This window comes from Streptomyces sp. SAS_281 (genome assembly GCF_052542855.1).
This window is the reverse complement of the sequence record NZ_JBMNDO010000025.1, coordinates 46021-70819: the sequence shown is the minus strand read 5'-3', so window position 1 is coordinate 70819 and position 24799 is coordinate 46021. Positions and strand designations below refer to the sequence as shown.

General features: G+C 72.6%; 24 protein-coding genes. 14 read left to right on the top strand and 10 right to left on the bottom strand.

The genetic code is table 11. From position 1 onward, the window contains the following. The first annotated feature begins 26 nt into the window (after positions 1-26). Positions 27-1016, top strand: a complete 990-nt coding sequence (locus tag ACN6LM_RS12400; protein ID WP_445065383.1) for a hypothetical protein — start codon at positions 27-29, stop codon at positions 1014-1016. 69 nt (positions 1017-1085) lie between these two features. Then, entirely contained in the window at positions 1086-1430 is a 345-nt protein-coding gene (locus ACN6LM_RS12395; RefSeq protein WP_445065382.1) for a rhodanese-like domain-containing protein, read from the top strand. 45 nt (positions 1431-1475) lie between these two features. Here the strand turns inward: ACN6LM_RS12395 and ACN6LM_RS12390 are convergent, their stop codons facing one another. Genes ACN6LM_RS12390 through paaA form a run of 5 tightly spaced genes read right to left on the bottom strand, consistent with a single transcriptional unit; the run spans position 1476 to position 5033 of the window. After that, on the bottom strand, positions 1476-2534 hold the full coding sequence (locus tag ACN6LM_RS12390) for a 2Fe-2S iron-sulfur cluster-binding protein (protein WP_445065381.1): 1059 nt from the start codon (positions 2532-2534) through the stop codon (positions 1476-1478). Then, the gene (gene paaD, locus ACN6LM_RS12385) at positions 2535-3035 is read right to left on the bottom strand and encodes a 1,2-phenylacetyl-CoA epoxidase subunit PaaD (RefSeq protein WP_445065380.1); all 501 of its coding nucleotides are present in this window, start codon (positions 3033-3035) and stop codon (positions 2535-2537) included. It lies immediately after the preceding gene. Continuing rightward, entirely contained in the window at positions 3029-3730 is a 702-nt protein-coding gene (gene paaC / locus ACN6LM_RS12380; protein ID WP_445065379.1) for a 1,2-phenylacetyl-CoA epoxidase subunit PaaC, read from the bottom strand. Before paaC ends, paaD begins: the two co-directional genes overlap by 7 nt. Beyond that, positions 3727-4017 (bottom strand): 1,2-phenylacetyl-CoA epoxidase subunit PaaB, encoded by a 291-nt coding sequence (paaB, locus tag ACN6LM_RS12375; RefSeq protein WP_073966613.1) that lies wholly within the window; start codon positions 4015-4017, stop codon positions 3727-3729. The genes paaC and paaB overlap by 4 nt, the downstream gene beginning before the upstream one ends. After that, complete coding sequence (gene paaA / locus ACN6LM_RS12370; RefSeq protein WP_445065378.1) at positions 4014-5033, bottom strand: 1,2-phenylacetyl-CoA epoxidase subunit PaaA; 1020 nt, start codon at positions 5031-5033, stop codon at positions 4014-4016. The genes paaB and paaA overlap by 4 nt, the downstream gene beginning before the upstream one ends. A 103-nt stretch (positions 5034-5136) precedes the next feature. Between paaA and ACN6LM_RS12365 the strand changes: the two genes are divergently transcribed. From ACN6LM_RS12365 to ACN6LM_RS12355, 3 genes are read left to right on the top strand one after another with little or no spacing between them, the layout of a single operon-like run. Beyond that, a complete protein-coding gene (locus ACN6LM_RS12365) occupies positions 5137-5847 on the top strand; it encodes a DUF5819 family protein (RefSeq protein ID WP_445065377.1) in 711 nt (236 codons plus the stop codon). Next, positions 5844-7094 (top strand): HTTM domain-containing protein, encoded by a 1251-nt coding sequence (locus ACN6LM_RS12360; protein WP_445065376.1) that lies wholly within the window; start codon positions 5844-5846, stop codon positions 7092-7094. Before ACN6LM_RS12365 ends, ACN6LM_RS12360 begins: the two co-directional genes overlap by 4 nt. Beyond that, complete coding sequence (locus ACN6LM_RS12355; protein ID WP_445065375.1) at positions 7091-7798, top strand: TrmH family RNA methyltransferase; 708 nt, start codon at positions 7091-7093, stop codon at positions 7796-7798. The genes ACN6LM_RS12360 and ACN6LM_RS12355 overlap by 4 nt, the downstream gene beginning before the upstream one ends. Before the next feature lie 338 nt (positions 7799-8136). Here the strand turns inward: ACN6LM_RS12355 and paaN are convergent, their stop codons facing one another. Continuing rightward, complete coding sequence (gene paaN / locus ACN6LM_RS12350) at positions 8137-9837, bottom strand: phenylacetic acid degradation protein PaaN (protein ID WP_445065374.1); 1701 nt, start codon at positions 9835-9837, stop codon at positions 8137-8139. Positions 9838-9960: 123 nt separating this feature from the next. Here paaN and ACN6LM_RS12345 point away from each other — a divergent pair, with 123 nt between their 5' ends. Beyond that, positions 9961-10563 (top strand): TetR/AcrR family transcriptional regulator, encoded by a 603-nt coding sequence (locus ACN6LM_RS12345; RefSeq protein ID WP_445065373.1) that lies wholly within the window; start codon positions 9961-9963, stop codon positions 10561-10563. Positions 10564-10595: 32 nt separating this feature from the next. After that, positions 10596-11357: an alpha/beta hydrolase family protein gene (locus tag ACN6LM_RS12340; RefSeq protein ID WP_445065372.1), complete on the top strand. Its 762-nt coding sequence runs from the start codon at positions 10596-10598 to the stop codon at positions 11355-11357. Between the two features lie 15 nt (positions 11358-11372). Here ACN6LM_RS12340 and ACN6LM_RS12335 read toward each other — a convergent pair whose 3' ends face one another. After that, positions 11373-11879: an Lrp/AsnC family transcriptional regulator gene (locus ACN6LM_RS12335; protein ID WP_445065392.1), complete on the bottom strand. Its 507-nt coding sequence runs from the start codon at positions 11877-11879 to the stop codon at positions 11373-11375. A 216-nt stretch (positions 11880-12095) separates the two neighbouring features. Between ACN6LM_RS12335 and pdhA the strand changes: the two genes are divergently transcribed. From pdhA to ACN6LM_RS12300, 7 genes are all read left to right on the top strand, one after another. Then, positions 12096-13259, top strand: coding sequence for a pyruvate dehydrogenase (acetyl-transferring) E1 component subunit alpha (gene pdhA, locus ACN6LM_RS12330; protein WP_445065371.1), 1164 nt, complete (start codon positions 12096-12098; stop codon positions 13257-13259). After that, a complete protein-coding gene (locus ACN6LM_RS12325) occupies positions 13256-14287 on the top strand; it encodes an alpha-ketoacid dehydrogenase subunit beta (RefSeq protein WP_445065370.1) in 1032 nt (343 codons plus the stop codon). The genes pdhA and ACN6LM_RS12325 overlap by 4 nt, the downstream gene beginning before the upstream one ends. Further along, positions 14287-15618: a dihydrolipoamide acetyltransferase family protein gene (locus tag ACN6LM_RS12320; RefSeq protein ID WP_445065369.1), complete on the top strand. Its 1332-nt coding sequence runs from the start codon at positions 14287-14289 to the stop codon at positions 15616-15618. Before ACN6LM_RS12325 ends, ACN6LM_RS12320 begins: the two co-directional genes overlap by 1 nt. Positions 15619-15689: 71 nt before the next feature. Continuing rightward, positions 15690-16538, top strand: coding sequence for an NTP transferase domain-containing protein (locus tag ACN6LM_RS12315; protein ID WP_445065368.1), 849 nt, complete (start codon positions 15690-15692; stop codon positions 16536-16538). Beyond that, the gene (locus ACN6LM_RS12310; protein ID WP_445065367.1) at positions 16535-18349 is read left to right on the top strand and encodes a molybdopterin-binding protein; all 1815 of its coding nucleotides are present in this window, start codon (positions 16535-16537) and stop codon (positions 18347-18349) included. The genes ACN6LM_RS12315 and ACN6LM_RS12310 overlap by 4 nt, the downstream gene beginning before the upstream one ends. 20 nt (positions 18350-18369) lie before the next feature. Further along, complete coding sequence (locus tag ACN6LM_RS12305) at positions 18370-19443, top strand: potassium channel family protein (RefSeq protein ID WP_445065391.1); 1074 nt, start codon at positions 18370-18372, stop codon at positions 19441-19443. Positions 19444-19475: 32 nt separating this feature from the next. Continuing rightward, positions 19476-20465 (top strand): NAD(P)H-quinone oxidoreductase, encoded by a 990-nt coding sequence (locus ACN6LM_RS12300; protein ID WP_445065366.1) that lies wholly within the window; start codon positions 19476-19478, stop codon positions 20463-20465. Between the two features lie 65 nt (positions 20466-20530). On the opposite strand, the gene ACN6LM_RS12295 is transcribed toward ACN6LM_RS12300, so the two are convergent. The 3 genes from ACN6LM_RS12295 to ACN6LM_RS12285 all read right to left on the bottom strand — a co-directional run bounded on the left by ACN6LM_RS12295 (position 20531) and on the right by ACN6LM_RS12285 (position 24785). After that, positions 20531-21076 carry a bacterial proteasome activator family protein gene (locus tag ACN6LM_RS12295; protein WP_026243011.1) on the bottom strand — a complete coding sequence of 182 codons (546 nt, stop codon included), beginning with the start codon at positions 21074-21076 and terminating at the stop codon, positions 20531-20533. A 95-nt stretch (positions 21077-21171) separates the two neighbouring features. Further along, on the bottom strand, positions 21172-24021 hold the full coding sequence (locus ACN6LM_RS12290; protein WP_445065365.1) for an FtsX-like permease family protein: 2850 nt from the start codon (positions 24019-24021) through the stop codon (positions 21172-21174). Continuing rightward, the gene (locus ACN6LM_RS12285; protein ID WP_445065364.1) at positions 24018-24785 is read right to left on the bottom strand and encodes an ABC transporter ATP-binding protein; all 768 of its coding nucleotides are present in this window, start codon (positions 24783-24785) and stop codon (positions 24018-24020) included. The genes ACN6LM_RS12290 and ACN6LM_RS12285 overlap by 4 nt, the downstream gene beginning before the upstream one ends. Between the last annotated feature and the right edge of the window lie 14 nt (positions 24786-24799).

Below are 24799 nucleotides of genomic sequence, written 5' to 3'. Positions count from 1 at the left end.
GCGGGCCGGGGCCATACGCTGGGCGGGTGAGCCACGAAGCCGCCGGGGTGCCGATCTCCCGGAACGACGATGACCCGCAGGACGAGGCACGGCCGGACGCCGGGCGGCCGGGTGACGCGGGACGGGATGCCGACCGCGGGCACGAGGCGGAGGCGGGCGCCGGCGTCGGCGCCGACGAGCCCGGGAGCGGCTCGTCGGCGGCCGGTGAGGCCGGGGACGGTGCGTCCGGGGACGGAACGCGGGAGCGGCCCGAGGCGCGGCTCGCGCAGGCGGTGCGGGCGGCCGAGCAGGCGCTGATCGAGTTCGAGATCGCGGTGGAGACGTTCCGGGTCGAGGTGGAGAACTTCTCCCGGCTGCACCATCAGCGGCTCGGCCCGATGTACGCGCGGCTGGACGAGCTCGACGCGCAGATCGCCGAGGCGCGGGCGGCGAAGACCGGTGATCCCGAGGACCTGCGCAAGGCGGAGGAGGCGCGGGCGGTCGTGATGCCCATGCCCGGCGTGGACGAGCTGTTCCACGACTGGATGGACTCCGAGGGCCTGTCCCCCGAGGCGTCGGCCATGCTGACCGACCAGACGGTGCGCCCGCCCAAGCGGGTCCGCCCCACCGACGAGGTGCGCAAGCTGTACCGCGACCTGGTCCGCAAGGCGCACCCGGACCTGGCCCAGGACGAGGCGGAGCGGGTCAGGCGGGACGAGTTCATCGCGCGCGTCAACACCGCCTACGGGCGCGGGGACGAGGCCCTGCTCAACGAACTGGCCGAGGAGTGGGCGGCGGGGCCGGCCGCGCCGCGGCAGGAGCTGAGCGAGGCAGAGGAGCTCTACGCCCGGCTGGACTGGCTGACCCGGCGCAAGGAACTGCTGACGGACTGGGCGCAGGAACTCGAGGAGAGCGCGATCGGCGCCATGCTGCGAATGGCCCCGGACGACCCGGACCATCTGCTGGAGGAGATCGCCGAACAGCTGCTGGGCGAGGTCTCGCAGCGGGAGGCGGAGCTCGCGGCTCTGGTGCAGTAGCGTTTTCGGTGGCCCCGAGCGCACTGATTCGGTGACCCCGAGCGCACCTGACGAGAGAAGGCATGACCCATGAATTTCGGCCCGCTTCCCACGGTCGATGTCGCGTCCGTCCCGGCGGACGGCCTCGTGCTGGACGTCCGGGAGAACGACGAGTGGGCGGCCGGACACGTCGAGGGCGCCCTGCACATCCCCATGAGCGACTTCGTGGGCCGCTTCGGTGAGGTGACCGAGGCGGTGGAGGACGGCCGGCGCGTGCACGTGATGTGCCGGGTCGGCGGCCGGTCCGCCCAGGTCACCCAGTACCTGGTGCAGCAGGGGATCGACGCCGTCAACATCGACGGCGGCATGCTCGCCTGGGACGGTGCGGGCCGCCCGATGGTCACCGACAACGGTGCCCCGGCCTTCGTCGCCTGACGCGGCCCGCCTCCGACTCGCCCCGGCCTTCCGGAGCCCGGGGCGTCAGCGGTCGAAGTCGAGCTCCACCTCCTCGGTGACCGGATGGGACTGGCAGGCCAGTACGTACCCCGCGTCCGTCTCCTCCGGCTCCAGCGCGTAGTTGCGGTCCATCCGCACCTCGCCGGAGACCAGGAACGCCCGGCAGGTGCCGCAGACGCCGCCCTTGCACGCGTACGGAGCGTCCGAGCGGCTGCGCAGCACCGTCTCCAGCAGCGACTCGCCCCCTTCCACCGGCCAGGTGCCGGACCGGCCGTCGAGCGTCGCCGTCAGGGTGCCGCCGATGGGCGATTCGACCCGGGGCCCCACGGGCGCGGCGGGGGTCTCCTCGACGTGGAAGATCTCCTGGTGGACGCGGGAGCGGTCCACGCCCAGCCCGTGCAGCGCGACCTCGGCGGCCCGGACCAGGCCCAGCGGCCCGCACAGGAACCAGCCGTCGATCTCCGCCACCGGCAGCAGCGCAGGCAGCAGTCCGGAGAGCCGTTCGGCGTCCAGCCGGCCCGAGGGCAGACCCGCCTGCTGCTCCTCCCGGGACAGGGCGGTGACCAGCTGGAACCGGTCCGGATAGCGGTCCTTCAGGTCGGCGACCTCGTCCAGGAACATCGTCGAGGCAGCCGTCCGGTCGCTGCGGACCAGGCAGAACGTGGCGCTCGGCTCCCGGGCGAGCAGGGTGGCCGCCATGGACAGCACCGGGGTGATGCCGCTTCCGCCGACGACCGCCGCGAACTGCCCGGCGCGGGGCGTCAGGACGAAGCGCCCCATCGGGGGCATCGCCTCGATCGTGTCCCCGACCAGCAGCTCCTTGAGCGCGTACGTGGAGAACGCACCGCCGTCCACGAGGCGGATGCCCACCCGCAGCGCCGGACCGGCCGAGGTCTCGGGGGCCGGCGCGCAGATCGAGTACGAGCGGCGGACCTCCTGGCCGTCCACGGTGTAGCGGACGTTGAGATGCTGGCCGGGCTTGTGCCGGAAGGTCTCGTGCAGGCCGGGCGGGACGGCGAGGGTGACGGCCACCGAGTCGTCCGTGAGCCGCTCGATCCCGCTGACCCGGAGCGGATGGAACATCTACAACTCCTTGAAGTGGTCGAACGGCTCCTGGCAGGCAACGCAGCGCCTGAGCGCCTTGCACGCCGTGGAGGAGAACCGGCTCAGCAGCTCCGTCTCGGTGGAGCCGCAGTGCGGGCAGCGCACGGACAGGGCCAGCGGCACCGGGCCGCCGGACGCGGAGTCGTGCGGCCGGGGCGGGGCTATGCCGAACTCCGCCAGCTTCCGGCGTCCTTCGGCGCTGATGTCGTCCGTCGACCAGGCGGGCGACAAGACCGTCTCCACGGACACCTCTGCCACGCCGTGGTCGTGCAGCACGCGCTCGATGTCCGCGGACATCGCCTCGATCGCCGGGCAGCCGGTGTACGTCGGGGTGAGCCTGACCGTGACATGGTCCGTGTCGTGCACCTCCACGCCCCGGACCACACCCAGGTCCTCCAGCGTCAGCACGGGCAGCTCCGGGTCGGGGACGGAGCCCGCGAGGCTCAGCAGCTCCTCCTCGACGGCGGTCCAGGTCACCATGACGCCCCCGGGTGGCTGCGGTGCAGGTGCTGCATCTCGGCGAGCATCCGGCCGAAGGACTCCGTGTGGATGCCCTGCCGGCCGGCGCCCGCCGTCCAGGCACCGGACTGCGGGCCCGTCGGCACGGTCAGGGCGGCCCGGCCGAGGACGTCGGTGACAGCCTCCAGCCAGCGGCTGTGCAGCGCCTGCCAGTCGACGTCGACGCCTTCGACCGGCTGGAACAGCTCGCCGGTGAAGCGCCACAGCGCGTCCACCGCCCGCTGCGTCCGCTCGTGGCTCTCGTCCGTCCCGTCACCGAGGCGGAGCGTCCACTGCTCGGCGTGGTCCCGGTGGTAGGCGACCTCCTTGACCGCCTTGGCCGCGATTCCCGCGAACGGTCCGCCGCCGGCCGCCAGCTGCTCGTACAGCCCCTGCTGGTGGACCGAGAAGAAGAGCTGCCGGGCGATGGTGTGGGCGAAGTCGCCGTTCGGCTGTTCGACCAACTGGACGTTGCGGAAGGCGCGCTCCTCGCGGAGGTAGGCCAGTTCGTCCTCGTCGCCCACGAGCGAGAGCAGCAGCCGGGCCTGGCCCAGCAGGTCGAGGGCGATGTTGGCGAGGGCGACCTCCTCCTCCAGCACCGGGGCGTGGCCCGCCCACTCCCCCAGCCGGTGCGACAGCACCAGCGCGTCGTCGCCCAGGGCGAGGGCCGCGGTCACAGGTGCTTCACCCCGTCCGGGATCTCGTAGAACGTGGGGTGCCGGTAGGGCTTGTCACCGGCCGGTTCGAAGAACGAGTCCTTCTCGTCCGGCGAGGACGCGGTGATCTGGGAGGAGGGCACGACCCAGAGGGAGACCCCCTCGGACCGGCGGGTGTAGAGGTCGCGGGCGTTGCGCAGGGCCATCTCGGCATCCGGCGCGTGGAGGCTGCCTGCGTGGGTGTGGGAGAGCCCGCGCCGCGAGCGGACGAACACCTCCCACAGCGGCCAGTCCGTCGAGCTGCTCATGCTGTCGCCTTTCCGTTCCGTACGGCCGGGTCCGCGCCGGGCGTGTGCTTGCGGGCGTATGCGGTGGCGGCTTCGCGGACCCAGGCGCCTTCCTCGTGCGCCCGGCGGCGCTGGGTGAGGCGCTGCTCGTTGCACGGCCCGTTGCCCTTCAGGACCTCCTGGAACTCGGTCCAGTCGATCGCGCCGAAGTCGTGCCTGCCGCGTTCCTCGTTCCACCGGAGGTCCGGGTCGGGGAGGGCCAGGCCGAGTGCCTCGGCCTGGGGGACGCAGATGTCCACGAAACGCTGCCGCAGTTCGTCGTTGGAGTGCCGCTTGATCTTCCAGGCCATCGACTGAGCCGAGTGGGCCGAGGCGTCGTCCGGCGGGCCGAACATCATCAGGGAGGGCCACCACCAGCGGTTCACCGCGTCCTGGGCCATCTCGTGCTGTGCGGCGGTGCCGTTGCTCAGCGCGAGGAGCAGTTCGTACCCCTGGCGCTGGTGGAACGACTCCTCCTTGCAGATGCGGACCATCGCGCGCGCGTAGGGGCCGTAGGAGCAGCGGCAGAGGGGCACCTGGTTGGTGATCGCGGCGCCGTCCACGAGCCAGCCGATGGCGCCCACGTCCGCCCAGGTCAGCGTCGGGTAGTTGAAGATCGACGAATAGCGCTGCCGCCCCGCGTGGAGCTTGTCCAGCAGCTCCTCGCGGCCGGTGCCCAGGGTCTCGGCCGCGCTGTACAGATACAGGCCGTGGCCCGCCTCGTCCTGCACCTTGGCCATGAGGATCGCCTTGCGGCGCAGCGAGGGGGCCCGGGTGATCCAGTTGGCCTCCGGCTGCATGCCGATGATCTCGGAGTGGGCGTGCTGGGCCATCTGCCTGACCAGCGAGGCGCGGTACGCGTCGGGCATCCAGTCGCGCGGCTCGATGCGCTCGTCGGCCGCCACCGCCGCGTCGAAAGCTTCCTGGAGGGCCGCGTCGGGCCCCTTTTCGCCGCCTGCTGCCGTCTGCGCTGTCTGGCTCGCAGTCCCTGCCGCCATCCCGGACTCCCTACCGACCGATCGTTCGGTTCAATGTCTTCAATGGTGAGTCCGGGGCCCGTAGGGTGTCAACCCTGTGGATAACCGACGCGATCGGGGCGGGATGGAATCGGACGACGGCAGGGACTCCCGCGGCGGGGGCGGGCCCGTGACCGCCGTCGAGGCGCCCCCGGCGCCGGGCGGAATGGACGGGCTCTCGTTTCCGTACCAGATCGTCGCCGCTGTGGCGCTCGCCGCCTTCGCGGTGCTCGCCTGCGTGCAGCTGGCCATGGTCTTCCTGTACGTCGCCCCCTCCAACACGCTGACCAAGCAGCACGGCGCGGCGGTGGACGAGTGGGTGTACCCCGAGTTCGAACAGAACTGGAAGCTCTTCGCGCCCAACCCGTTGCAGCAGAACGTGTCCGTTCAGGTGCGGACCGAGACAGCCGGCCCCGGCGGCCCCCGCACGTCGGCGTGGCGGAACCTCTCCGCCGAGGACGGCCGGGCGATACGCGGAAATCTGCTGCCCAGCCACGTCCAGCAGAACGAACTCCGCCGGGCCTGGGACTTCTACGTCGGATCGCACGACGACAAGAACCGGGCCAACGGCCTGCGCGGCACTCTGTCCGAGAAGTACGTCCGCCGCCTCGTGATGCTGCGCCTCGGCGGCCAGAACGGCAGCGGGACCATCCTGAGGATTCAGGTCAGGTCCGAGACACGGGCCGTCGCGGCGCCCGAGTGGAGCGACGAGAAGATCAGCACCGGCCCCTCCTATCGCGTTCTGCCCTGGTGGAAGGTCACCGCCGACGACCTGCCCGAGGAGGCGGGACAGTGAGCACGCCCCACCCGGCCCGCGGCCTCGCCGGCTCCATCCAGCGCGTCACGGCCTCGGCCCTCGGCCCCTACCAGAGCGCCGTCATCCGTATCGGCTTCTCGGCCACCTTCCTGCTGTTCCTGCTCCGTGAGCTGCCCCACCGGCACGAGATGTACGGTCCGGACGCGCCCTGGCACTGGGATTTGGCGCGGCAGCTGATATCCGGGAACCAGGCGTTCACGACCCTCATGTGGTCCGACAGCGCGCTCTGGTTCGAGATCGTTTACGGGCTGGCGCTGCTCTCGTCCCTCCTGCTGATGCTCGGCTGGCACACCCGTGCCGTCTCCGTGGTCTTCATGGCCGGAGTGCTCTCGCTGCAGAACCGCAGCATCTTCATGGGCGACGGCGGCGACAACGTCCTCCACCTGATGGCCATCTACCTCATGCTGACCCGCTGCGGGCAGGTCTGGTCGCTGGACGCCCGGCGGGCGAGGCGCCACGGATCCGCGGGGTACGCCGGCCAGGCGGCCGGTGGGCGGCTGGCCCCCGGGGAGCCGGCCGGGATCGTGCTGTGGGTGGTGCTCGGGGCCGTCCTGGCGGGGGCCTCGGGAGCGGGCGGTCTGGGCGGCACCGTGTGGCTGCCGTTCCTCCTGTGGTGCCTGTGGATCGGCCAGGGCGCCTGGTGGGCCGTGAACCGGTACGCGCCGCGCAACGAGCTCCGTACCCTCCTCGACGTCATCGCCAACCTCGCCCACAACGCCACTCTCGTCGTGATCATGGCCGAGGTCTGCCTGATCTACGCGACGGCGGGCTGGTACAAGATCCAGGGCTCGCGCTGGCAGGACGGGACCGCGCTGTACTACCCGCTCAAGCTGGAGTACTTCACGCCGTGGCCCGCACTGTCGGACCTCCTGGCCTCCAGCGGCGTCATGGTCATGGTGCTGTCGTACGCCACGGTCATCGTGCAGGTGGCCTTCCCGTTCACCCTCTTCAACCGGCGCGTGAAGAACGTCCTGCTCGGCGCGATGATCTGTGAGCACGCGGGGATCGCGCTCCTGCTGGGACTGCCGTTCTTCTCGATGGCCATGATCACCGCGGACGCCGTTTTCCTGCCGACCGCCTTTCTGGCGTGGCTCGGCGGGCGGGTGACCACCGGGCGTGAGCGGTTGTTCCGGCGCCGGGGGCGGGTGCCGGCGCCGCGTGCCGCCGCCGACGGCCGGGAGGCACCGGAGCCCGGTGGAGACGGGAGCCATACCCTCGTCGGGTGAGCAGTGAGACCGGCAGTACCGGTGAGAACAGCGGCAACGGCGCGCCCGCGCCCGTGCCCGTGAGCGACGAGCCCGCGCAGTACGACGAGGGGTTCGGGACGGAGATCGGTGTCGGGCCGCATCCGCTGCCCTGGCCCGAGGGCGAGCGGTACGACCCCGAACTGCTGGCCGGTGGCGACCGGCGCAACGTGGGCGACGGGTACCGGTACTGGACCCGTGAGGCGATCGTCGCCGACCTCGATCTGCGCCGCCACGATTTTCACGTGGCCGTGGAGAACTGGGGCCATGACTTCAACATCGGGTCCGTCGTGCGGACCGCGAACGCGTTCCTGGCCAAGGAGGTGCACATCGTCGGGCGGCGGCGCTGGAACCGGCGCGGGGCGATGGTCACCGACCGCTACCAGCATGTCCGGCACCACCCCGACACCGAGAGTCTGACCGCCTGGGCGGCGGCCGAGGGGCTGCCGATCATCGGGATCGACAACCTGCCGGGGGCGGTGCCGTTGGAGCGGACGGTGCTGCCTCGGCGGTGCGTCCTCCTGTTCGGGCAGGAGGGGCCCGGGTTGACGGAGGAGGCTCGACGGTGCGCGGAGATGGTGTGCTCCATCGCGCAGTTCGGGTCTACTCGGTCGATCAATGCGGGGGCCGCGGCGGCGATTGCCATGCATGCGTGGGTGGCGCGGTATGCGGTGATTCCTGGGTGAGGTGGGGCGGGGCGGGGTGGGGCGCCTGCGGCGGGCCTTGTCCCCTACCCGCCCCTTCCCGAAACCGGGGCTCCGCCCCGGACCCCGCGCCTCAAACGCCGGCGAGGCTGGGATGCACGCGGGCGAGGGCTGGGATTCGCGCCGGCGAGGCCGGGATGCACCCCGGTGAAGCTGGGGTGCACGTCGGCAAGGCCGGGATTCGGGCCGGCGAGGGCTGGGACGCACCCGGTAGAGCTGGGATGCACGTCGGCGAGGCTGGGAGTCGCGCCGGCGAGGACTTGGATCCGCGCCGGCGAGGACTTGGATCCGCGCCGGCGAGGCTGGGTTTCCCGGCGGCTTCAGTTCTGGCGGCGTACCTCGATCGTGCGGAAGCGGTTGGAGACGAAGGCGCCGTCGCAGAGGGCCGCGTTGGCCGCGGGGTTGCCGCCTGAGCCGTGGTAGTCCGAGAAGGCTGCCGTCTGGTTGACGTACACGCCGCCGGTGAGGTTCAGGGAGAGCTGGGCGGACTCGTCCAGGCAGACGTCCTCCACCGCGCGCTCCACATCCGGGGACGTCGTGTACGCGCCGACCGTCATCGCGCCCTTCTCGCGGATCGTGCGGCGCAGCAGCTCCAGGGCGTCCGCCGTCGAGTCGACCGCGACCGCGAAGGAGACCGGGCCGAAGCATTCCGAGAGGTAGGGGGCCTCGCCGTCCGTCTTGGCGGCGTCGAGCTTGACGATCAGGGGGGTGCGGACAGTGGCGTCCGGGAAGTCCGGGTTGGCCACCTCGCGGGACGGGAGGGCGACCTCGCCCAGGTGGGCCGCCGACTCCAGGCGGGCCTTCACCTCCGGGTTGACCAGGGCACCCAGCAGGCCGTTGGCCCTGGCGTCGTCGCCCAGGAGACCGGTGACGGCGGCGGCGATGTCGCCGACCACGTCGTCGTACGACTTGTCGCCGGCGTCCGTGGTGATGCCGGAGCGCGGGATGAGCACGTTCTGCGGGGTGGTGCACATCTGGCCGCTGTACAGGGAGAACGAGAACGCCAGGTTGGCGAGCATGCCGCGGTAGTCGTCCGTGGAGTCGACGACGACCGTGTTGACGCCGGCCTTCTCCGTGTAGACCTGGGCCTGGCGGGCGTGGGCCTCCAGCCAGTCGCCGAACTCCGTGGAGCCCGTGTAGTCGATGATCTTGACCTCGGGGCGGACCGCCAGCGTCTTGGCGATGCCCTCGCCCGGGCGCTCGGCGGCCAGGGCGACGAGGTTGGCGTCGAAGCCGGCCTCGGCGAGCACCTCGCGCGCCAGCTGGACCGTGAGGGCCAGCGGGAGCACCGCCCGGGGGTGGGGCTTGACCAGGACCGGGTTGCCCGTGGCGAGGGAGGCGAAGAGACCCGGGTAGCCGTTCCAGGTGGGGAAGGTGTTGCAGCCGATCAGCAGCGAGATCCCGCGGCCCGCCGGGATGAACGTCTTGTGCAGCGCGAGCGGATCGCGCTTGCCCTGCGGCTTCGACCAGTCGGCCGTCCGGGGCGCGCGGAGCTGCTCCTCGTAGGCGTAGGCGACGGCTTCGAGGCCGCGGTCCTGGGCGTGCGGGCCACCGGCCTGGAACGCCATCATGAACGCCTGGCCGCTGGTGTGCATCACGGCGTGGGCGAACTCATGGGTGCGGGCGCTGATCCGCGCCAGGATCTCCAGACAGACCAGGGCCCTGGTCTCCGGGCCCGCCTCGCGCCAGGCCGGCATGCCCGCGCGCATGGCCGGGAGCAACACGTCCAGGTCCGCGTGCGGGTACTCGACGCCGAGCTCGGGGCCGTACGGAGAGACCTCCCCGCCCGTCCAGCCGTCGGTGCCCGGCTGCCCCAGGTCGAGCCGGCCGCGCAGCACGGCGTCGAAGGCGGCCTTGCCCTCGGCGGCGCCGAGGCTTCCGGGAGCGCCGCCCTCTCCGTACGCCTTCGGGTGTTCGGGGTGCGGGGACCAGTAGTCACGCGTGCGGATCGCTTCGAGGGCCCGGTCCAGGGTGGGGCGGTGCTTCTCGGACAGCAGGTGCGGGGAGAGCTCGGCGGCCATGACGGACCAACTCCTCATCGAGCTGGGCAGGGACGGGCGGACAGAGTTAGAGTAACCGAACGATCGGTCGGGACAAGGGGGCCCACGAGACCTGTGGACAACTCGTAGGGGAGGATCGCGGACATGACCACGGCCAAGCGGGACACGTACACACCGGAGACTCTGCTGACCGTCGCCGTCCGTGTGTTCAACGAGCGCGGCTACGACGGCACGTCCATGGAGCACCTGTCCAAGGCGGCCGGAATCTCCAAGTCGTCCATCTACCACCATGTCGCCGGCAAGGAGGAGCTGCTGCGCCGAGCGGTCAGCCGGGCTCTCGACGGGCTGTTCGGGATTCTCGACGAATTGGGGGCGACGCGGGGCCGCGCCGTCGAGCGGGTCGAGTACGTCACTCGTCGTACCGTCGAGGTGCTGATAGCCGAACTCCCCTACGTCACGCTGCTGCTGCGGGTGCGGGGCAACACGAAGACCGAGCGCTGGGCCCTGGAGCGGCGGCGTGAGTTCGACCAACGGGTCGCCGAACTGCTGAAGGCGGCCGTCGCGGACGGCGATCTCCGCTCCGACGTGGACATACGGCTCGCGACGCGGCTGCTGTTCGGGATGGTGAACTCGCTCGTGGAGTGGTACCGGCCGCTGCCCGACGGCGGCGCGGACGGGGACCGCCTCGCCGACACGGTGGTGCGGCTGGCCTTCGACGGCATGAAGGCCGGTCCCGAACGCCGTTGACTACGGCATGGGCCCGGACGACCATCGCGCCCATGACCGCTGTGCTCCGGGTGCCCGGACTCCTCTGTGCCGCCGCCCTGTTCCTCACGGCCTCGCTGGCAGGCTGTTCGTCGGACGGCGGGGGCGGCAAGGACGACGACGCCGGCGGTGGCGCATCGGCAGGGACGCCGGACGACTTCGGCTGTCTGACGCCGGAGGAGGCCGAGCGGGCGTCGATCACCTTCCCGAGCGAGGACGGCTCCGAAACCGGTGCGTACGCGCCGCGCGGAGGCTCGGGCGCCGGGATCGTGCTCGCACACCAGTCAGACGGCACGGCCTGCCAGTGGAAGGACAAGGCCGACGAGCTGAACAAGGCCGGCTACCGCGTGCTCGCGGTCAACTCGACCGGACCGGAGGTTGCCGAGATCATCGGTGCCGCAGGTTATCTGCGGGACAAGGGTGCCGAGAAGCTCCTGCTCATGGGCGCCTCCAAGGGCGGCACCGCGGTGCTCGCCGCGGCACCCCGGCTGAGCCCGCAGCCTGACGCGGTCGTCGCACTCTCCGCTCCGGAGCAGTACTCCAACATGAACGCCGTGGGGGCCGTGCCCGAACTGACCTCGCCCGTGATGTACATGGTCGGGGAACTGGACAGCGACTTCGGTGCCGGGGTGAAGGAGATGAACAGGAAGAGCGTGAAGTCGTCCGAGCACAAGCTGGTCTACGTGCGGGACGAGAGCGCTCACGGGGTGGCCCTGCTCTACGACGACACGCGCTGGGCCACCGTGCGCGACTTCCTCGCGAAGTACGGGTCCTGACCTGCCCGTATCCGCTCAGGCGAGCTCCATGGGGCGGTCCGGGCCGGGGTCCAGGTCCGTTTCCTCGAACACCAGCAGCGTGCGCGTGGAGAGCACTTCCGGGATGGCCTGGATACGGGTCAGCACCAGCTCGCGCAGCGTCCGGTTGTCCGGCGTGTGCACCAGGAGCAGAACGTCGAAGTCGCCGCTGACCAGCGCGATGTGGGTGGCTCCCGGCAGGGCCTGAAGCTGTTCTCGGACGGTCCGCCAGGAATTCTGGACGATCTTGAGCGTGATGTACGCGGATGCGCCCTGCCCCGCCCGCTCGTGGTTCACCCGCGCGCCGAAGCCCCGGATCACGCCGTCCTCGATGAGCCGGTTGATCCGCGCGTACGCGTTCGCGCGCGATACGTGGACCCGGTCGGCCACCGACCGTATCGAGGCGCGTCCGTCCGTCTGGAGCAGTCGCAGGATGGCGTGATCGATGGAATCGAGCGGGCGCGCCGGTGGAACCTGGCCCGGCCCCTCGGCCCCCTCGGCCATTTGTTCAGCTGGCATGTTCCCGCGCCTCCCCGTCCTGGACGACCTGTCCCTATCCCAGGCTGTGGAAAACCGTTTGTCCACAGGCTGGCGGTGCCTGTAGCCAAAATGCGCTCGCGACCGAACAATCGGTAGGTGAGGCACGCCACACCTGTGCCTCACATCGTTTTCGATATATCACCATATGTCGACACCCCTCGATGCTCGGAGGTGCCTGTCATGACGGTCCAAGAGCTGCCCGGTGCGGCCGCCTACCGGCCCACGCCGCCCCCGGCCTGGAAGCCGCTGACCGATCCCGCGCCGCTGCTTCCGGACACGGAGCCGTACCGGGTCCTCGGTACGGACGCGGTGGCCGACGCCGACCCCGAGCTGCTGCTGCGGCTCTACGCGGAGCTGGTGCGCGGGCGGCGGTACAACGCCCAGGCGACGGCCCTGACGAAGCAGGGCCGGCTGGCGGTCTACCCGTCGAGCACGGGCCAGGAGGCGTGCGAGGTCGCCGCCGCCCTGGTCCTGGAGGAGCGGGACTGGCTGTTCCCGAGCTACCGCGACACGCTCGCGGCGGTGGCCCGGGGCCTCGACCCGGTCGAGGCGCTGACGCTGCTGCGGGGCGACCGGCACACCGGCTACGACCCGCGCGCGCACCGCATCGCCCCGTTGTGCACCCCGCTCGCCACCCAGTTGCCGCATGCCGTGGGTCTGGCCCACGCGGCGCGCCTGAAGGGCGACGACGTGGTCGCGCTGGCGATGGTCGGCGACGGCGGCACCAGTGAGGGCGATTTCCACGAGGCGCTGAACTTCGCGGCGGTCTGGAAGGCCCCGGTGGTCTTCCTCGTGCAGAACAACGGCTTCGCCATCTCGGTACCCCTGGCCAAGCAGACGGCGGCGCCGTCCCTGGCCCACAAGGCCGTGGGGTACGGCATGCCCGGCCGACTGGTCGACGGCAACGACGCGGCGGCGGTGCACCAGGTGCTCTCCGAGGCGGTCGCCCGGGCCAGGAGCGGCGGCGGTCCGACGCTGGTCGAGGCGGTCACGTACCGCATGGACGCCCATACGAACGCCGACGACGCGACCCGCTACCGCGTCGACAGCGAGGTCGAGGCGTGGCGGGACCACGACCCCCTCCAGCTCATGGAGCGCGAGCTGACCGGGCGCGGCCTGCTCGACGACGAGGGGGTGGAAGAGGCACGGGCGGCCGCCGAGCGGATGGCCGCGGCGCTGCGGGAACGGATGAACGCGGACCCGGTGCTCGACCCGATGGACCTCTTCACCCATGTGTACGCGGAGCAGACGGCGCAGCTGCGGGAGCAGGCGGCCCGGCTGCGGCAGGAGCTGGCCGCGGAGAACGACCAGCACGGCACGGAAGACGGGGGAGCGGCGCGATGACCACGGCAGCGGTGACGGCCGGGGAGCGGACGGCGAAGGCCAGGCCCGCCACCATGGCGCAGGCGCTGGGGCGCGCCCTGCGCGACTCGATGGCCGAGGACCCCACGGTGCACATCCTCGGGGAGGACGTCGGGACGCTCGGCGGGGTCTTCCGGATCACCGACGGCCTGGCGAAGGAATTCGGCGACGAGCGTTGCACGGACACCCCGCTCGCCGAGGCGGGCATCCTCGGGGCGGCTGTCGGCATGGCGATGTACGGGCTGCGGCCCGTGGTCGAGATGCAGTTCGACGCGTTCGCGTACCCGGCGTTCGAGCAGCTCCTCAGCCATGTCGCCAAGATGCGGAACCGGACGGGGGGCGCGATGCCGCTTCCGATCACCGTCCGGGTGCCCTACGGCGGAGGCATCGGAGGCGTCGAGCACCACAGCGACTCCTCGGAGGCGTACTACATGGCGACCCCCGGCCTCCACGTCGTCACCCCGGCCACGGTCGAGGACGCGTACGGGCTGCTGCGGGCCTCGATCGCCTCGGACGACCCGGTGGTCTTCCTGGAGCCGAAGCGGCTGTACTGGTCGAAGGCGGACTGGTCACCGGAGCACCCCACGGCCGTGGAGCCCATCGGCCGGGCCGTCGTGCGCCGCCCGGGCCGCAGCGCGACCCTGATCACGTACGGGCCGTCCCTGCCCGTCTGCATGGAGGCCGCCCAGGCGGCGGTCGAGGAGGGCTGGGACCTCGAAGTGGTCGACCTGCGCTCGCTGGTGCCGTTCGACGACGAGACCGTCGCCGCCTCGGTCCGGCGGACCGGGCGCGCGGTCGTCGTCCACGAGGCCACCGGCTTCGGAGGGCCCGGCGGCGAGATCGCGGCCCGGATCACCGAGCAGTGCTTCCACCACCTGGAGGCGCCGGTGCTGCGGGTCACCGGGTTCGACATCCCCTACCCTCCGCCGATGCAGGAGCGGCACCACCTTCCCGGTGTGGACCGGGTCCTCGACGCCGTCGCGCGGCTCCAGTGGGAGGCGGACAACTGATGCCTCAGGTTCTTGAGTTCAGGCTTCCGGATCTCGGTGAGGGGCTGACCGAGGCCGAGATCGTGCGCTGGCTGGTGGAGGTCGGGGACGTCGTCGCCATCGATCAGCCGGTCGTCGAGGTCGAGACGGCCAAGGCGATGGTGGAGGTGCCCTGCCCGTACGGGGGTGTGGTGACCGCCCGCTTCGGCGACGAGGGCGCCGAACTCCCGGTGGGCGCGCCGCTGCTGACCGTGGCCGTCGGATCGGCCGTGGAATCCACCGGGGGCGGTACGGACGCGGATTCCGGTACGGAGGATTCCGGGTCCGGGAACGTGCTGGTGGGGTACGGGACGGGGGCGCCGCCCGTGCGGCGCCGACGGGTCCGGCCGGACGGGCTGAAGGCCGCGGTCGCCGTGTCCGTGGCGCCCGTCGAGGCCCCGGCCCCTGCCCCGGCACCCGTCGCCGGCCCCGCGCCGGGGCCGGTCGCGGTCGTGTCGCCGCTGGTCCGCAGGCTCGCGCGCCAGCACGACCTGGATCTGCGCGGGCTCGCCGGGTCGGGTCCCGACGGGCTGATCCTGCGCGCCGATGTCGAGTCCGCGATCCGGTCGGCCGCCGAGGCGCCCGCTCCGGAGGCCGCCGCGTCCTCCGCGCCCGCCGGTGAGCGGGTCGCGCTGCGCGGTGTACGGGGAGCGGTCGCCGACAAGCTGGCCCGCAGCCGGCGGGAGATCCCCGACGCCACCTGCTGGGTCGACGCCGATGCGACCGAGCTGATGGCCGCGCGTGCCGCGATGAACGGTGCAGCCGGGGCCGGTGCGCCCAAGGTGTCGGTGCTCGCGCTCCTCGCCCGCATCTGCACGGCGGCCCTGGCCCGCCACCCGGAGCTGAACTCCACGGTGGACCAGGAGGCGCGCGAGATCGTCCGGCTGCCGCAGGTCCACCTCGGCTTCGCGGCGCAGACCGACCGGGGCCTGGTCGTTCCCGTCGTACGGGACGCCCACGCCCGCACCACGGAGTCGATCGGCGCCGAGATCGCCCGGCTGACCGAGGCGGCCAGAGCGGGCTCGCTGACACCGGCCGAGCTGACCGGCGGCACGTTCACGCTCAACAACTACGGGGTCTTCGGGGTCGACGGCTCGACGCCGATCATCAACCACCCCGAGGCCGCGATGCTGGGCGTCGGCCGGATCGTCCCCAAGCCGTGGGTGCACGGGGGCGAACTCGCCGTGCGCCAGGTCGTCCAGCTGTCCCTGACCTTCGATCACCGGGTCTGCGACGGCGGCACCGCCGGAGGCTTCCTGCGGTACGTGGCGGACTGCGTGGAGCGGCCGGCGCTGCTGCTGCGGAGCGTGTAGGGGCCGCAGGGGCCTCCTGGCGATGCGGGCCCGGCCGTCCGGAGGGGCGACCGGGCCCGCATACTCGGGGCATGACCGCCTACGACGCCATCGTTCTCGCCGGAGGGTCCGCCGAGCGGCTGGGCGGTGCCGACAAGCCCGCCGTGCGGGTGGGCGGTCGTCCGCTCCTCGACCGGGTCCTCGCGGCCTGCGCCGGCGCCGGGACCACCGTGGTGGTGGGGGACCGGCGGTCCACCGCGCGTGCGGTGACCTGGGCGCGCGAAGTCCCGCCCGGCGGGGGCCCGTTGGCCGCGCTGGGAGCCGGGATCCGGCACACCTCGGCGGATCGGGTGCTCGTGCTCTCCGCCGATCTGCCGTTCCTGGACGCCGGTACGGTCGCGGCACTGGTGGCCGCCTCGGAACGCAGGGGCGTCGAGGGCGCCCTGTGCTCCGACAAGGACGGGCGCGACCAGCCGCTCGTCGCCGTGTACCGGGGCGAGCCGCTCCGCCGCGAACTGGCCCTCCTCGCCGCCGAGCACGGGGGGCTGTGCGGGCTGCCGCTCAGGCTGCTCACGCGGGAGCTGACGCTGTGCCGGGTGGCGGCGGGCCCCCTCGCCTCGTTCGACTGCGACACCTGGGAGGACATCGCTTCGGCCCGGGCCCGCATCAGAGAACATGGGACGGTGCTGGACGAATGGATCACCGCAGTCAAGGAAGAACTCGGCATCGACCTCGACGTCGACACCGGCCTCCTGCTCGACCTCGCCCGTGACGCCGCCCATGGCGTTGCCCGGCCCGCCGCGCCGCTGACGACCTTCCTGGTCGGCTACGCGGCGGGGAAGGCTGGCGGCGACGGCGGAGGGCCCGAGGCAGTGGCGGAGGCCGCCCGCAAGGCGGCCGCGCTCGCGCTCCGGTGGGCGGACGAGAACGAGACACCGTGACCCGGCGCGTGGGCGCCGGAGGCGCCGGTGCTCCGGAAGACCCCTGTGGCGTCGGGTGCTCCGAGAGGGCCGGGAGGCCCGGGGAACCCGCCGATTCCGGCGGCTCCGGCGCGGACGCCGCTCACGCGGACGACCCTCGCGCCGGGGCCGACGCCCGCGCCGGGGCCGACCCCCGCGCCGCCACGGAAGGGCGCGCCGCTGCCGAGGCGAAGGCGCGGGCCGACGAGGAGCGGGCCGTCGCGCAGGCCCTGGCGCTCGTGAGCCGACAGGCGGCCCGCCCGGCCGACCCGCCGTCCGACAGGTCCGCCGGGCCGGCGCCGTCCGACAGGTCCGCCGGGCCGGCGGGCGACCGTCCCTCCCCCGTGCCGGGTGACTGGTTCGCCAGCCTCCACAGCGACTGGTCGGACGCGCCGGGCACCCCCGTCGCCGCGTCATCGGACCCTCGGCCCGGCGGCGATCCGTTGGGCGACGCCGGCCCCACGGGCCGGACGGGAGGCCGTGGCGCCGACGTGTCCGACGGCTCCCCAGGCGGGGACCGGCCGGGCTCCCGTGCCGGCGCGGCCCGGCGCGGCCACGTCTCCTGGCGCGCGGCCCGGGCCGTCGCCTCGCGGGCCGGGCAGCACGGTGCCGTGCGTACCGAGTGGCTCGGGCTCGGCGCGGCGCTGGGGCGGGTCCTGGGGGAGGCGCTGGTCGCGCTCACCGACTTGCCGTCCTTCGACACCTCGGCCATGGACGGGTGGGCCGTTGCCGGGCCGGGCCCCTGGAGCATCCGGGACGACGGCGGCATCCTCGCCGGGCACGGCGCGTCCGCCCAGTTGCCCGACGGGGTGGCCGTGCGCATCGCCACGGGTGCCCGTATCCCCGCTCAGGCCACCGCCGTCATCCGCAGCGAGCACGCGCACGCCGACGAGGCCAGGGGGGTCCTGTACGCGCGGCGGTCCGTGAGCCAGGGGCAGGACATCCGGCCGCGCGGCCAGGAGTGCCGGTCGGGCGAGACCCTGCTTCCCGCCGGCACGGTCGTCACGCCCGCCGTGCTCGGACTGGCCGCGGCCGCCGGGTACGACGAGCTGCCCGTCCGCGCCCGTCCGCGCGTCGACGTCCTGGTGCTGGGCGACGAACTGCTGACCGCCGGGCTGCCGCACGACGGGCTGATCCGCGATGCGCTGGGCCCCATGATCGGCCCCTGGGTGCACGCACTGGGTGCCGAGGTCACGCCACCGCAGCGCCTCGGCGACGACGCGGAGGCCCTGTGGAAGGCGCTCACCGGCTCCGAGGCCGACCTGATCATCACGACCGGCGGGACCGCCGCCGGCCCCGTCGACCACGTCCACCGCGTCCTCGACCGGATCGGGGCCGGGCTGCTGGTCGACGGGGTCGCGGTGCGGCCCGGCCATCCGATGCTGCTGGCCCGGCTCCCCTCGGACGGGCCCTGGCTCGTCGGACTGCCCGGCAACCCCCTGGCCGCCGTCTCCGGACTGCTCACCCTGGCCGGGCCGCTCCTCTGCGGACTGGCCGGCCGCACCCCCGACGACGCCTACCGGGTGGCCATACGCGACGATGTGCACGGGCATCCGCATGACACCCGGCTGGTGCCCGTGGTCCACCGGGCAGCCGGAGAACCCGGAACCGCGGGCGGGGCAGAGCACGTCGTACCACTGCACTACAACGGTCCCGCCATGCTGCGCGGGATCGCCGCCGCAGACGGGTTGGCCGTCGTGGAGCCGGGCGGGGTACGGTCCGGCACCGAGGTGGAGATCCTCGACCTACCGTGGACCTCGGCGACGCCGTGGACTGAAGGGTGTTTCACGTGAAACTTCCCGGCCAAGACGCGATGGCCAGGCGGGCGGACGAACAGGTCGTCCCCACCCGTGTGATGCTCCCGCGCCGGGTCGTGGACGGGCCGGCGCGCCAGGTGGCCAAGCGGCTGATGATGGCTCTGATGGTGCTGGCCATCACGGTGTTCATCGTCTGGATCGACCGGGACGGCTACCACGACGCGGCCGACGGCAAGGTCGACCTGCTGGACGCGGTGTACTACGCGACGGTCACCCTCTCCACCACCGGGTACGGCGACATCACCCCGTACAGCGACGGGGCCCGTCTCATCAATGTGGTCCTCGTGACACCGCTGCGCGTGCTCTTCCTCATCATCCTGGTCGGCACCACCCTTGAGGTCCTCACGGAGCGGACCCGTGAGGACTTCCGGCTGAAGCGTTGGAGAACCAACTTGCGTGACCACACTGTCGTCGTCGGGTTCGGCACGAAGGGCCGCTCGGCCATCCAGACCCTGTGCGCCACCGGGCTGAGCAAGGAACAGATCGTCATCGTGGATCCGGCGTCCAAGGTGATCGAGATCGCCAACGCCGAGGGCTTCACCGGTGTCGTCGGAGACGCCACGCGCAGCGATGTGCTGCTGCGGGCCGAGCTCCAGAAGGCCCGTCAGGTCATCATCGCCACCCAGCGCGACGACACCGCGGTGCTGGTCGCGCTGACCGCCCGCCAGCTCAACCGGAGCGCGAAGATCGTGGCCGCGGTCCGTGAGGAGGAGAACGCCCCGCTGCTGCGGCAGTCCGGCGCGGACGCCGTCATCACCAGTGCCAGTGCGGCGGGCCGGCTGCTCGGCCTCTCCGTGCTCAGCCCCAGCGCGGGCACGGTCATGGAGGACCTCATCCAGCAGGGCAGCGGACTCGATCTGGTCGAACGGCCGGTGATAAAGAGCGAGGTCGGCAAGGGCGTGCGGGAGACCGACGACCTCGTCGTCAACGTGCTGCGGGGCCACCGGCTCCTCGGCTACGACGACCCGGCGGCGAGCCCCTTGCAGCTGACGGACCGACTGATCACCATCGTCCGCGCCTCGAACGAGCCGCCCATCACCCCGCCGCACCAGGGCATGCCGCGTACCTGAGGCCGCCCCGCCCACGGAGTAGCCTCGCGACCATGCATGCGATCACGATCCCCGAACCCGGTGGCCCCGAGGCGCTCGTCTGGGCCGAGGTGCCCGATCCCGTCCCCGGCGAGGGCGAGGTCCTCGTCGATGTCGTGGCCAGTGCGGTCAACCGGGCCGATGTGCTCCAGCGGCAGGGCTTCTACAACCCGCCGCCGGGAGCGTCCGCCTACCCCGGCCTGGAGTGCTCCGGCCGTGTCTCGGCCCTCGGGCCCGGGGTCACCGGCTGGGCCGTCGGCGACGAGGTGTGCGCGCTCCTCGCGGGCGGCGGTTACGCGGAGAAGGTCGCCGTCCCGACGGGCCAGCTCCTCCCCGTGCCCAAGGGCCTCGACCTCGTGCGGGCTGCGGCGCTGCCCGAGGTGACGGCCACGGTCTGGTCCAACGTGTTCATGGTGGCCCACCTCCGGCCCGCCGAGACCCTGCTGGTGCACGGCGGCTCCAGCGGCATCGGCACGATGGCGATCCAGCTCGCCAAGGCCGTCGGCGCACGGGTCGCCGTGACGGCCGGCAGCCCCGACAAGCTCGCGCGCTGCGCGGAACTGGGCGCGGACATCCTGATCGACTACCGCGAGCAGGACTTCGTGGAGGAGATCCGCGAGACCACGGCCGGGGCGGGCGCTGACGTCATCCTCGACCTCATGGGGGCGAAGTACCTCGACCGGAACGTGCAGGCGCTCGCCGTCAACGGCCGGCTCGCGATCATCGGGCTCCAGGGCGGCGCCAAGGGCGAGCTGAACCTCGGCATGCTGCTCAACAAGCGGGCGGCCGTCACGGCGACCTCGCTGCGCGGGCGCCCCCTCGCCGAGAAGGCGGCCATCGTCGCGGCGGTCCGCGAGCACGTCTGGCCGCTCATCGAAGAGGGCGTCGTGAAGCCGGTGGTCGACCGTACGGTGCCGATGCCGGACGCGGCGGAGGGCCACCGTGTCATGGAGTCCAGCACCCACATCGGCAAGGTGCTGCTCCAGCCGCCGGCAGCCGCCTGAACCCACGCGAGCGTACGAGAGGGGCCCGGCACACCGCTGTGTGCCGGGCCCTCATCCATGGTCGGTTACAGGTACGGTCCCGAGCGGACCGGGCCGTGCGGGTCGATTCCGCCGTCTTCCTCCGGGCCGGTGCCGGGCGGCAGGGCGCGGCGCATCTGCTCCAGCTGGGCCCGGGCGGCCATCTGCTGGGCGAACAGCGCGGTCTGGATGCCGTGGAACAGGCCCTCCAGCCAGCCCACCAGCTGGGCCTGGGCGATCCGCAGCTCCGCCTCGGAGGGGACCGAGTCCTCGGTGAACGGCAGGGACAGCCGCTCCAGCTCCTCCACCAGCTCCGGCGCGAGACCGTCCTCCAGCTCCTTGACGGAACCGGCGTGGATCTCCTTGAGGCGCACCCGGCTCGCCTCGTCGAGAGGAGCGGCCCTGACCTCCTCCAGGAGCTGCTTGATCATGCTGCCGATGCGCATGACCTTCGCGGGCTGCTCGACCATCTCCGTCACCGGGACCTCCCGCGACTCGTCGTCAGTGCCACCGCCGCCGATCGCCATTCCGTCCTGCCCCACTACGAGGACCTGGGGGTGCTCCTGCGACCGTTCATTCCTCGGCATCTCCATGCGGCCATTGTCTCGCACACACGGTGTTCAACACTGTGGTGCCCCCGGAAACGGTTGATCCACCGTCCCGGGGGCACCGAACAGCTCAGCGGCTCTCAGCCGGCCCGTCGCGCCAGGGCCACCCGCGAGCGGGTGAACGCCGCCGCGAGCCCGCCCGCCAGCAGCGGGACGGCCGCGGTCAGCAGCCCGATCGTCGCCCAGGGCAGCACGATCGGCGTGTACGGGGACTCCATGGGCTGCTCGCGCATCTGCTCCATCGCCTGGCGCAGGTCGACCAGGCGCAGCGCCACCGCGGGCACCAGCCCCGCGGCCGTTCCGAGCAGTACGCCGGTCAGCGCCACCACCAGGCACTGGAAGCCGGAGAGCGACCGCCGCACGCGCGGGGGCGCGCCGATCGCGCTGAGCGTGGTGAGGTCGGCCTCCGCGTCCGCCTTGGCCAGGCCGGTCGTGATCGCCGCGGCGCCCATGGTCACCACCCCGGCGAACAGGGTGAGGATCAGCAGGGCGGTGCTGCGCCGGTCGTTGGGGCCGGAGTTGGACTGCACCCAGAGTCCGCCGCCGGCCTGGTCGATGGTGGCCGACGTCCGCTGGCTCTCCGCGTCCGTGGGCTGGTGGCTGACGGCGTACACACTGCCGTAGGGCTGCGTGTGCAGGCCGAGGCGTTCGGCGGTCCGCTGCGGAAGGATCATGCGGATGCCGGGCGTGGTGGCGTACTCGGGCTTCGCGACGTACACCTTCAGCCGGTCGGTGGTCTTCCGGGCCTTGCCGGGGTGCAGCTTGCGGTTCTCCTTGTCCTTGGGGTTGTACCGGTGGACGGCCTTGAGGGTGACCTCGCCGTTCTCCGCGTACGCCTCGTTGAGCAGGACGGGGGTGCCGGCCTTCAGGGCCGCGGCCGCCGCCGGGTCGTGGAGCTTCACATATGTGTCGAGGAGGGCCGCGTCGGCGACGACGATGTTGTTGGAGTCCGAGCTGAAGGTGCCGACGGAGAAGCGCGCGTCGACGCAGGCGGGGGTCTGCATCATGGCGCGGTGCTCGTCGGCGGAGAGCCGGGTGGCCAGCGCCCTGGCGCCCTTGTCCGCGAGCGGGCAGGTGTGGCCCCTGCCGGTGGGCTTGACCAGCGTCATGGAGCCGCAGCTGCTCTCGTCCTCGTAGTAGACGTTGCAGTCGCTGCCCGCCCACACCCGGGAGATGTCCGCCCGGCCGCCGGTCACCGCCATGTTGTGCTCCACGGCGGCCCGGGCCGCCGGAAGCCGCTCGACGGCCTCCGCGTCGCCCGCCGACAGGGAGATCGTCCCCTTGGTGAGCATGGGCGTGTAGTCGTAGTCGGACTCGGCGAGGGTGCTGGCCATGTAGGTGGCGATGGCCACCGACCCCGCCACGGCCGCCATGACGGCGGCCACCGCCGGAGCGGTGCGGCCCCGGTTGCGGGCCGCGTCGCGCAGCGCCATCCGGGGCGAGAGCGGGAACCTGCGGCCGAGCCTGCCCAGCAGCCCGACGATCACCGGAATGCAGGCGAGCAGGCCCACCTCGGCGACGACCGAGCCGCCGGCGACCAGGGTGGAATCGCCGCTGGTGCCGCCGAAGACGGCGACGAGGACGCCCAGGGCGAGCACGCAGGCGCCCGTGACGGGCAGCACCCGGGAGCTGCGGCGCACCCCGCGCCGGCCGGTGAGCGATTCCAGCACGGACTGCCGGCCCGCCACGATCGCCGGGGCGAGCGCCGCCAGGACGCCCGTGATCAGGCCGAGCACGGCGATGACCAGGAGATCGGTGGGACGTATCACCAGGGAACCGAAGCGGTGCCCGGCCCAGTCCTCGATCAGCGGCCGGCAGACCACCGTGAGCAGCAGCCCCACCAGGACACCGGCGACCGCGCCGGCACCGCCGAGCACCAGCCCGCCGCCGAGGACCACCGCGCGGACCTGGCTCCGGTCGCCGCCGCACGTACCGAGCAGGCCCAGCTGGCGCCGGGAGCGCCGGGCGCCGACGGCGAACGCCGGCCCGGCCAGCAGCACGATCTCCAGGATCGTCATCGCGACGACGGTGACGAGGGCGGCGCTGGTCTCCTCGCTTCCGGTGTCCGTCGAGTTGTAGTCCGGATGCGACCGGAGCAGCGGGATCTCGGAGTCGGGCGGCGGATTCTCGGAGACCTGCCGCGAGGTGACGACGGCACCGGCCTTGTTGGCCGCCAGCACGTCCTCCCAGCCGATCCCGGCCCGCTCCGGCCCCTCGACCAGCCACTGCACCGAGCCCGCGTTGGGCGCGGGGACCTTCTTGTCGTGGTCGGCCATCGCCTTCCAGGGAGCGATCACCGCGCCCGGATCGGCGTACAGCTGCTTCGCCTCCAGGTCGGCGGGCAGTTCGACCGCCCCGGTGATCGTGTACTTCTTGCCTGACGGCGTCACCGTGACCTCGGAGCCCACGTGGAGGCCCGCCGAGTCCAGGAACGGCTCGGTGGCCACCATCTCGCCCGAGCCGCGCGGGAGCGCGCCCTCCAGGAGGTCGATCCGTCCGCGGGCCATCCGGTCCGAGGTCTTGAACTCGATGACCTCGACGCTCGCGATCCCGTACGTGGTCGTGACCGTGGCGGGCACGGACTGCTGACTGAGCGCCCGCGCGCCCTCGGGGAAGGTGCCGCGCATGTCGATCGGCGCCGGTTCCTCGCTGGGTGCCTCGCCGCTCGCGCTGTCGTACATGTCGCCGTCGGGCAGCTGCTGGATCGGCCCCATGTCCGCATCGCTGTACAGCGCGTCGGCCGCGCCGAGCCGGGACGTCAGCTGCTCGGCCGGGCTCAGGTCCGCGCTGCGGTACGTGATGTCGGCGGCCGTCACCCCGAGGACCGGCAGCGCGATCATCGCGACCACCAGGGCGCTGCGGCCCTTGGCCCGCAAGGCGTCGCGGCGGGCTATCCGGAGGGCGGCGCGCCATCCCGTGAAGACGCTCACTCGGCTCCCCCGGCGGCCAGCAGCGAGTCGGCCCCGGCCGTCAGCGTCTGGTCCACGATCGAACCGTCCCGGAGGAAGACGACCCGGTCCGCCCAGGCCGCGTATCGCGGTTCGTGCGTGACCATCACCCCCGCCGCGCCCTGGTCGCAGCGGTTGCGCAGGAGCGCGAGGACGGCCTCGCCGGTCTCGGAGTCGAGCGCCCCGGTCGGCTCGTCGGCGAGGACGAGGCGCCGGTCGCCCACCAGCGCGCGGGCGATCGCGACGCGCTGCTGCTGACCGCCGGACATCTCGTCCGGGAAGCGGTCCGCGATCTCCAGGAGGTTCATCTCCTCCAGCGCGGCGCGCGCCTCCTTGCGGGCCTTGCGGACCGAGACGCCGTCGAGCTCGCGGGGCAGGGCGATGTTCTCGGCGGCGGTCAGGGCGGGGATCAGGTTGTAGTCCTGGAAGACGTAGCCGACGCTGCGGCGGCGCAGGGCGGCGAGGCCCTTGCGGCCGAGCGTGGAGATGTCCTGGCCCTCGATGATCACCTGGCCGCCGCTCGCGGTGTCGAGACCGCCGGCGAGGGTGAGCAGGGTGGACTTGCCCGATCCGGACGGGCCCATGACGGCGACGAGTTCACCGGCGTGCACCGACAGGCTGATGCCGCGCAGCGCCTGCACCTCGGCGATGCCGGTGCCGTGGGTGCGGGTGAGCGAGCGGAGTTCGAGCACCGGAGCGTCCACCGGCAGGGGCGGGGCGGATGGGGACGGGACGTGCAGGGACATGGTTCCCTCTCGGA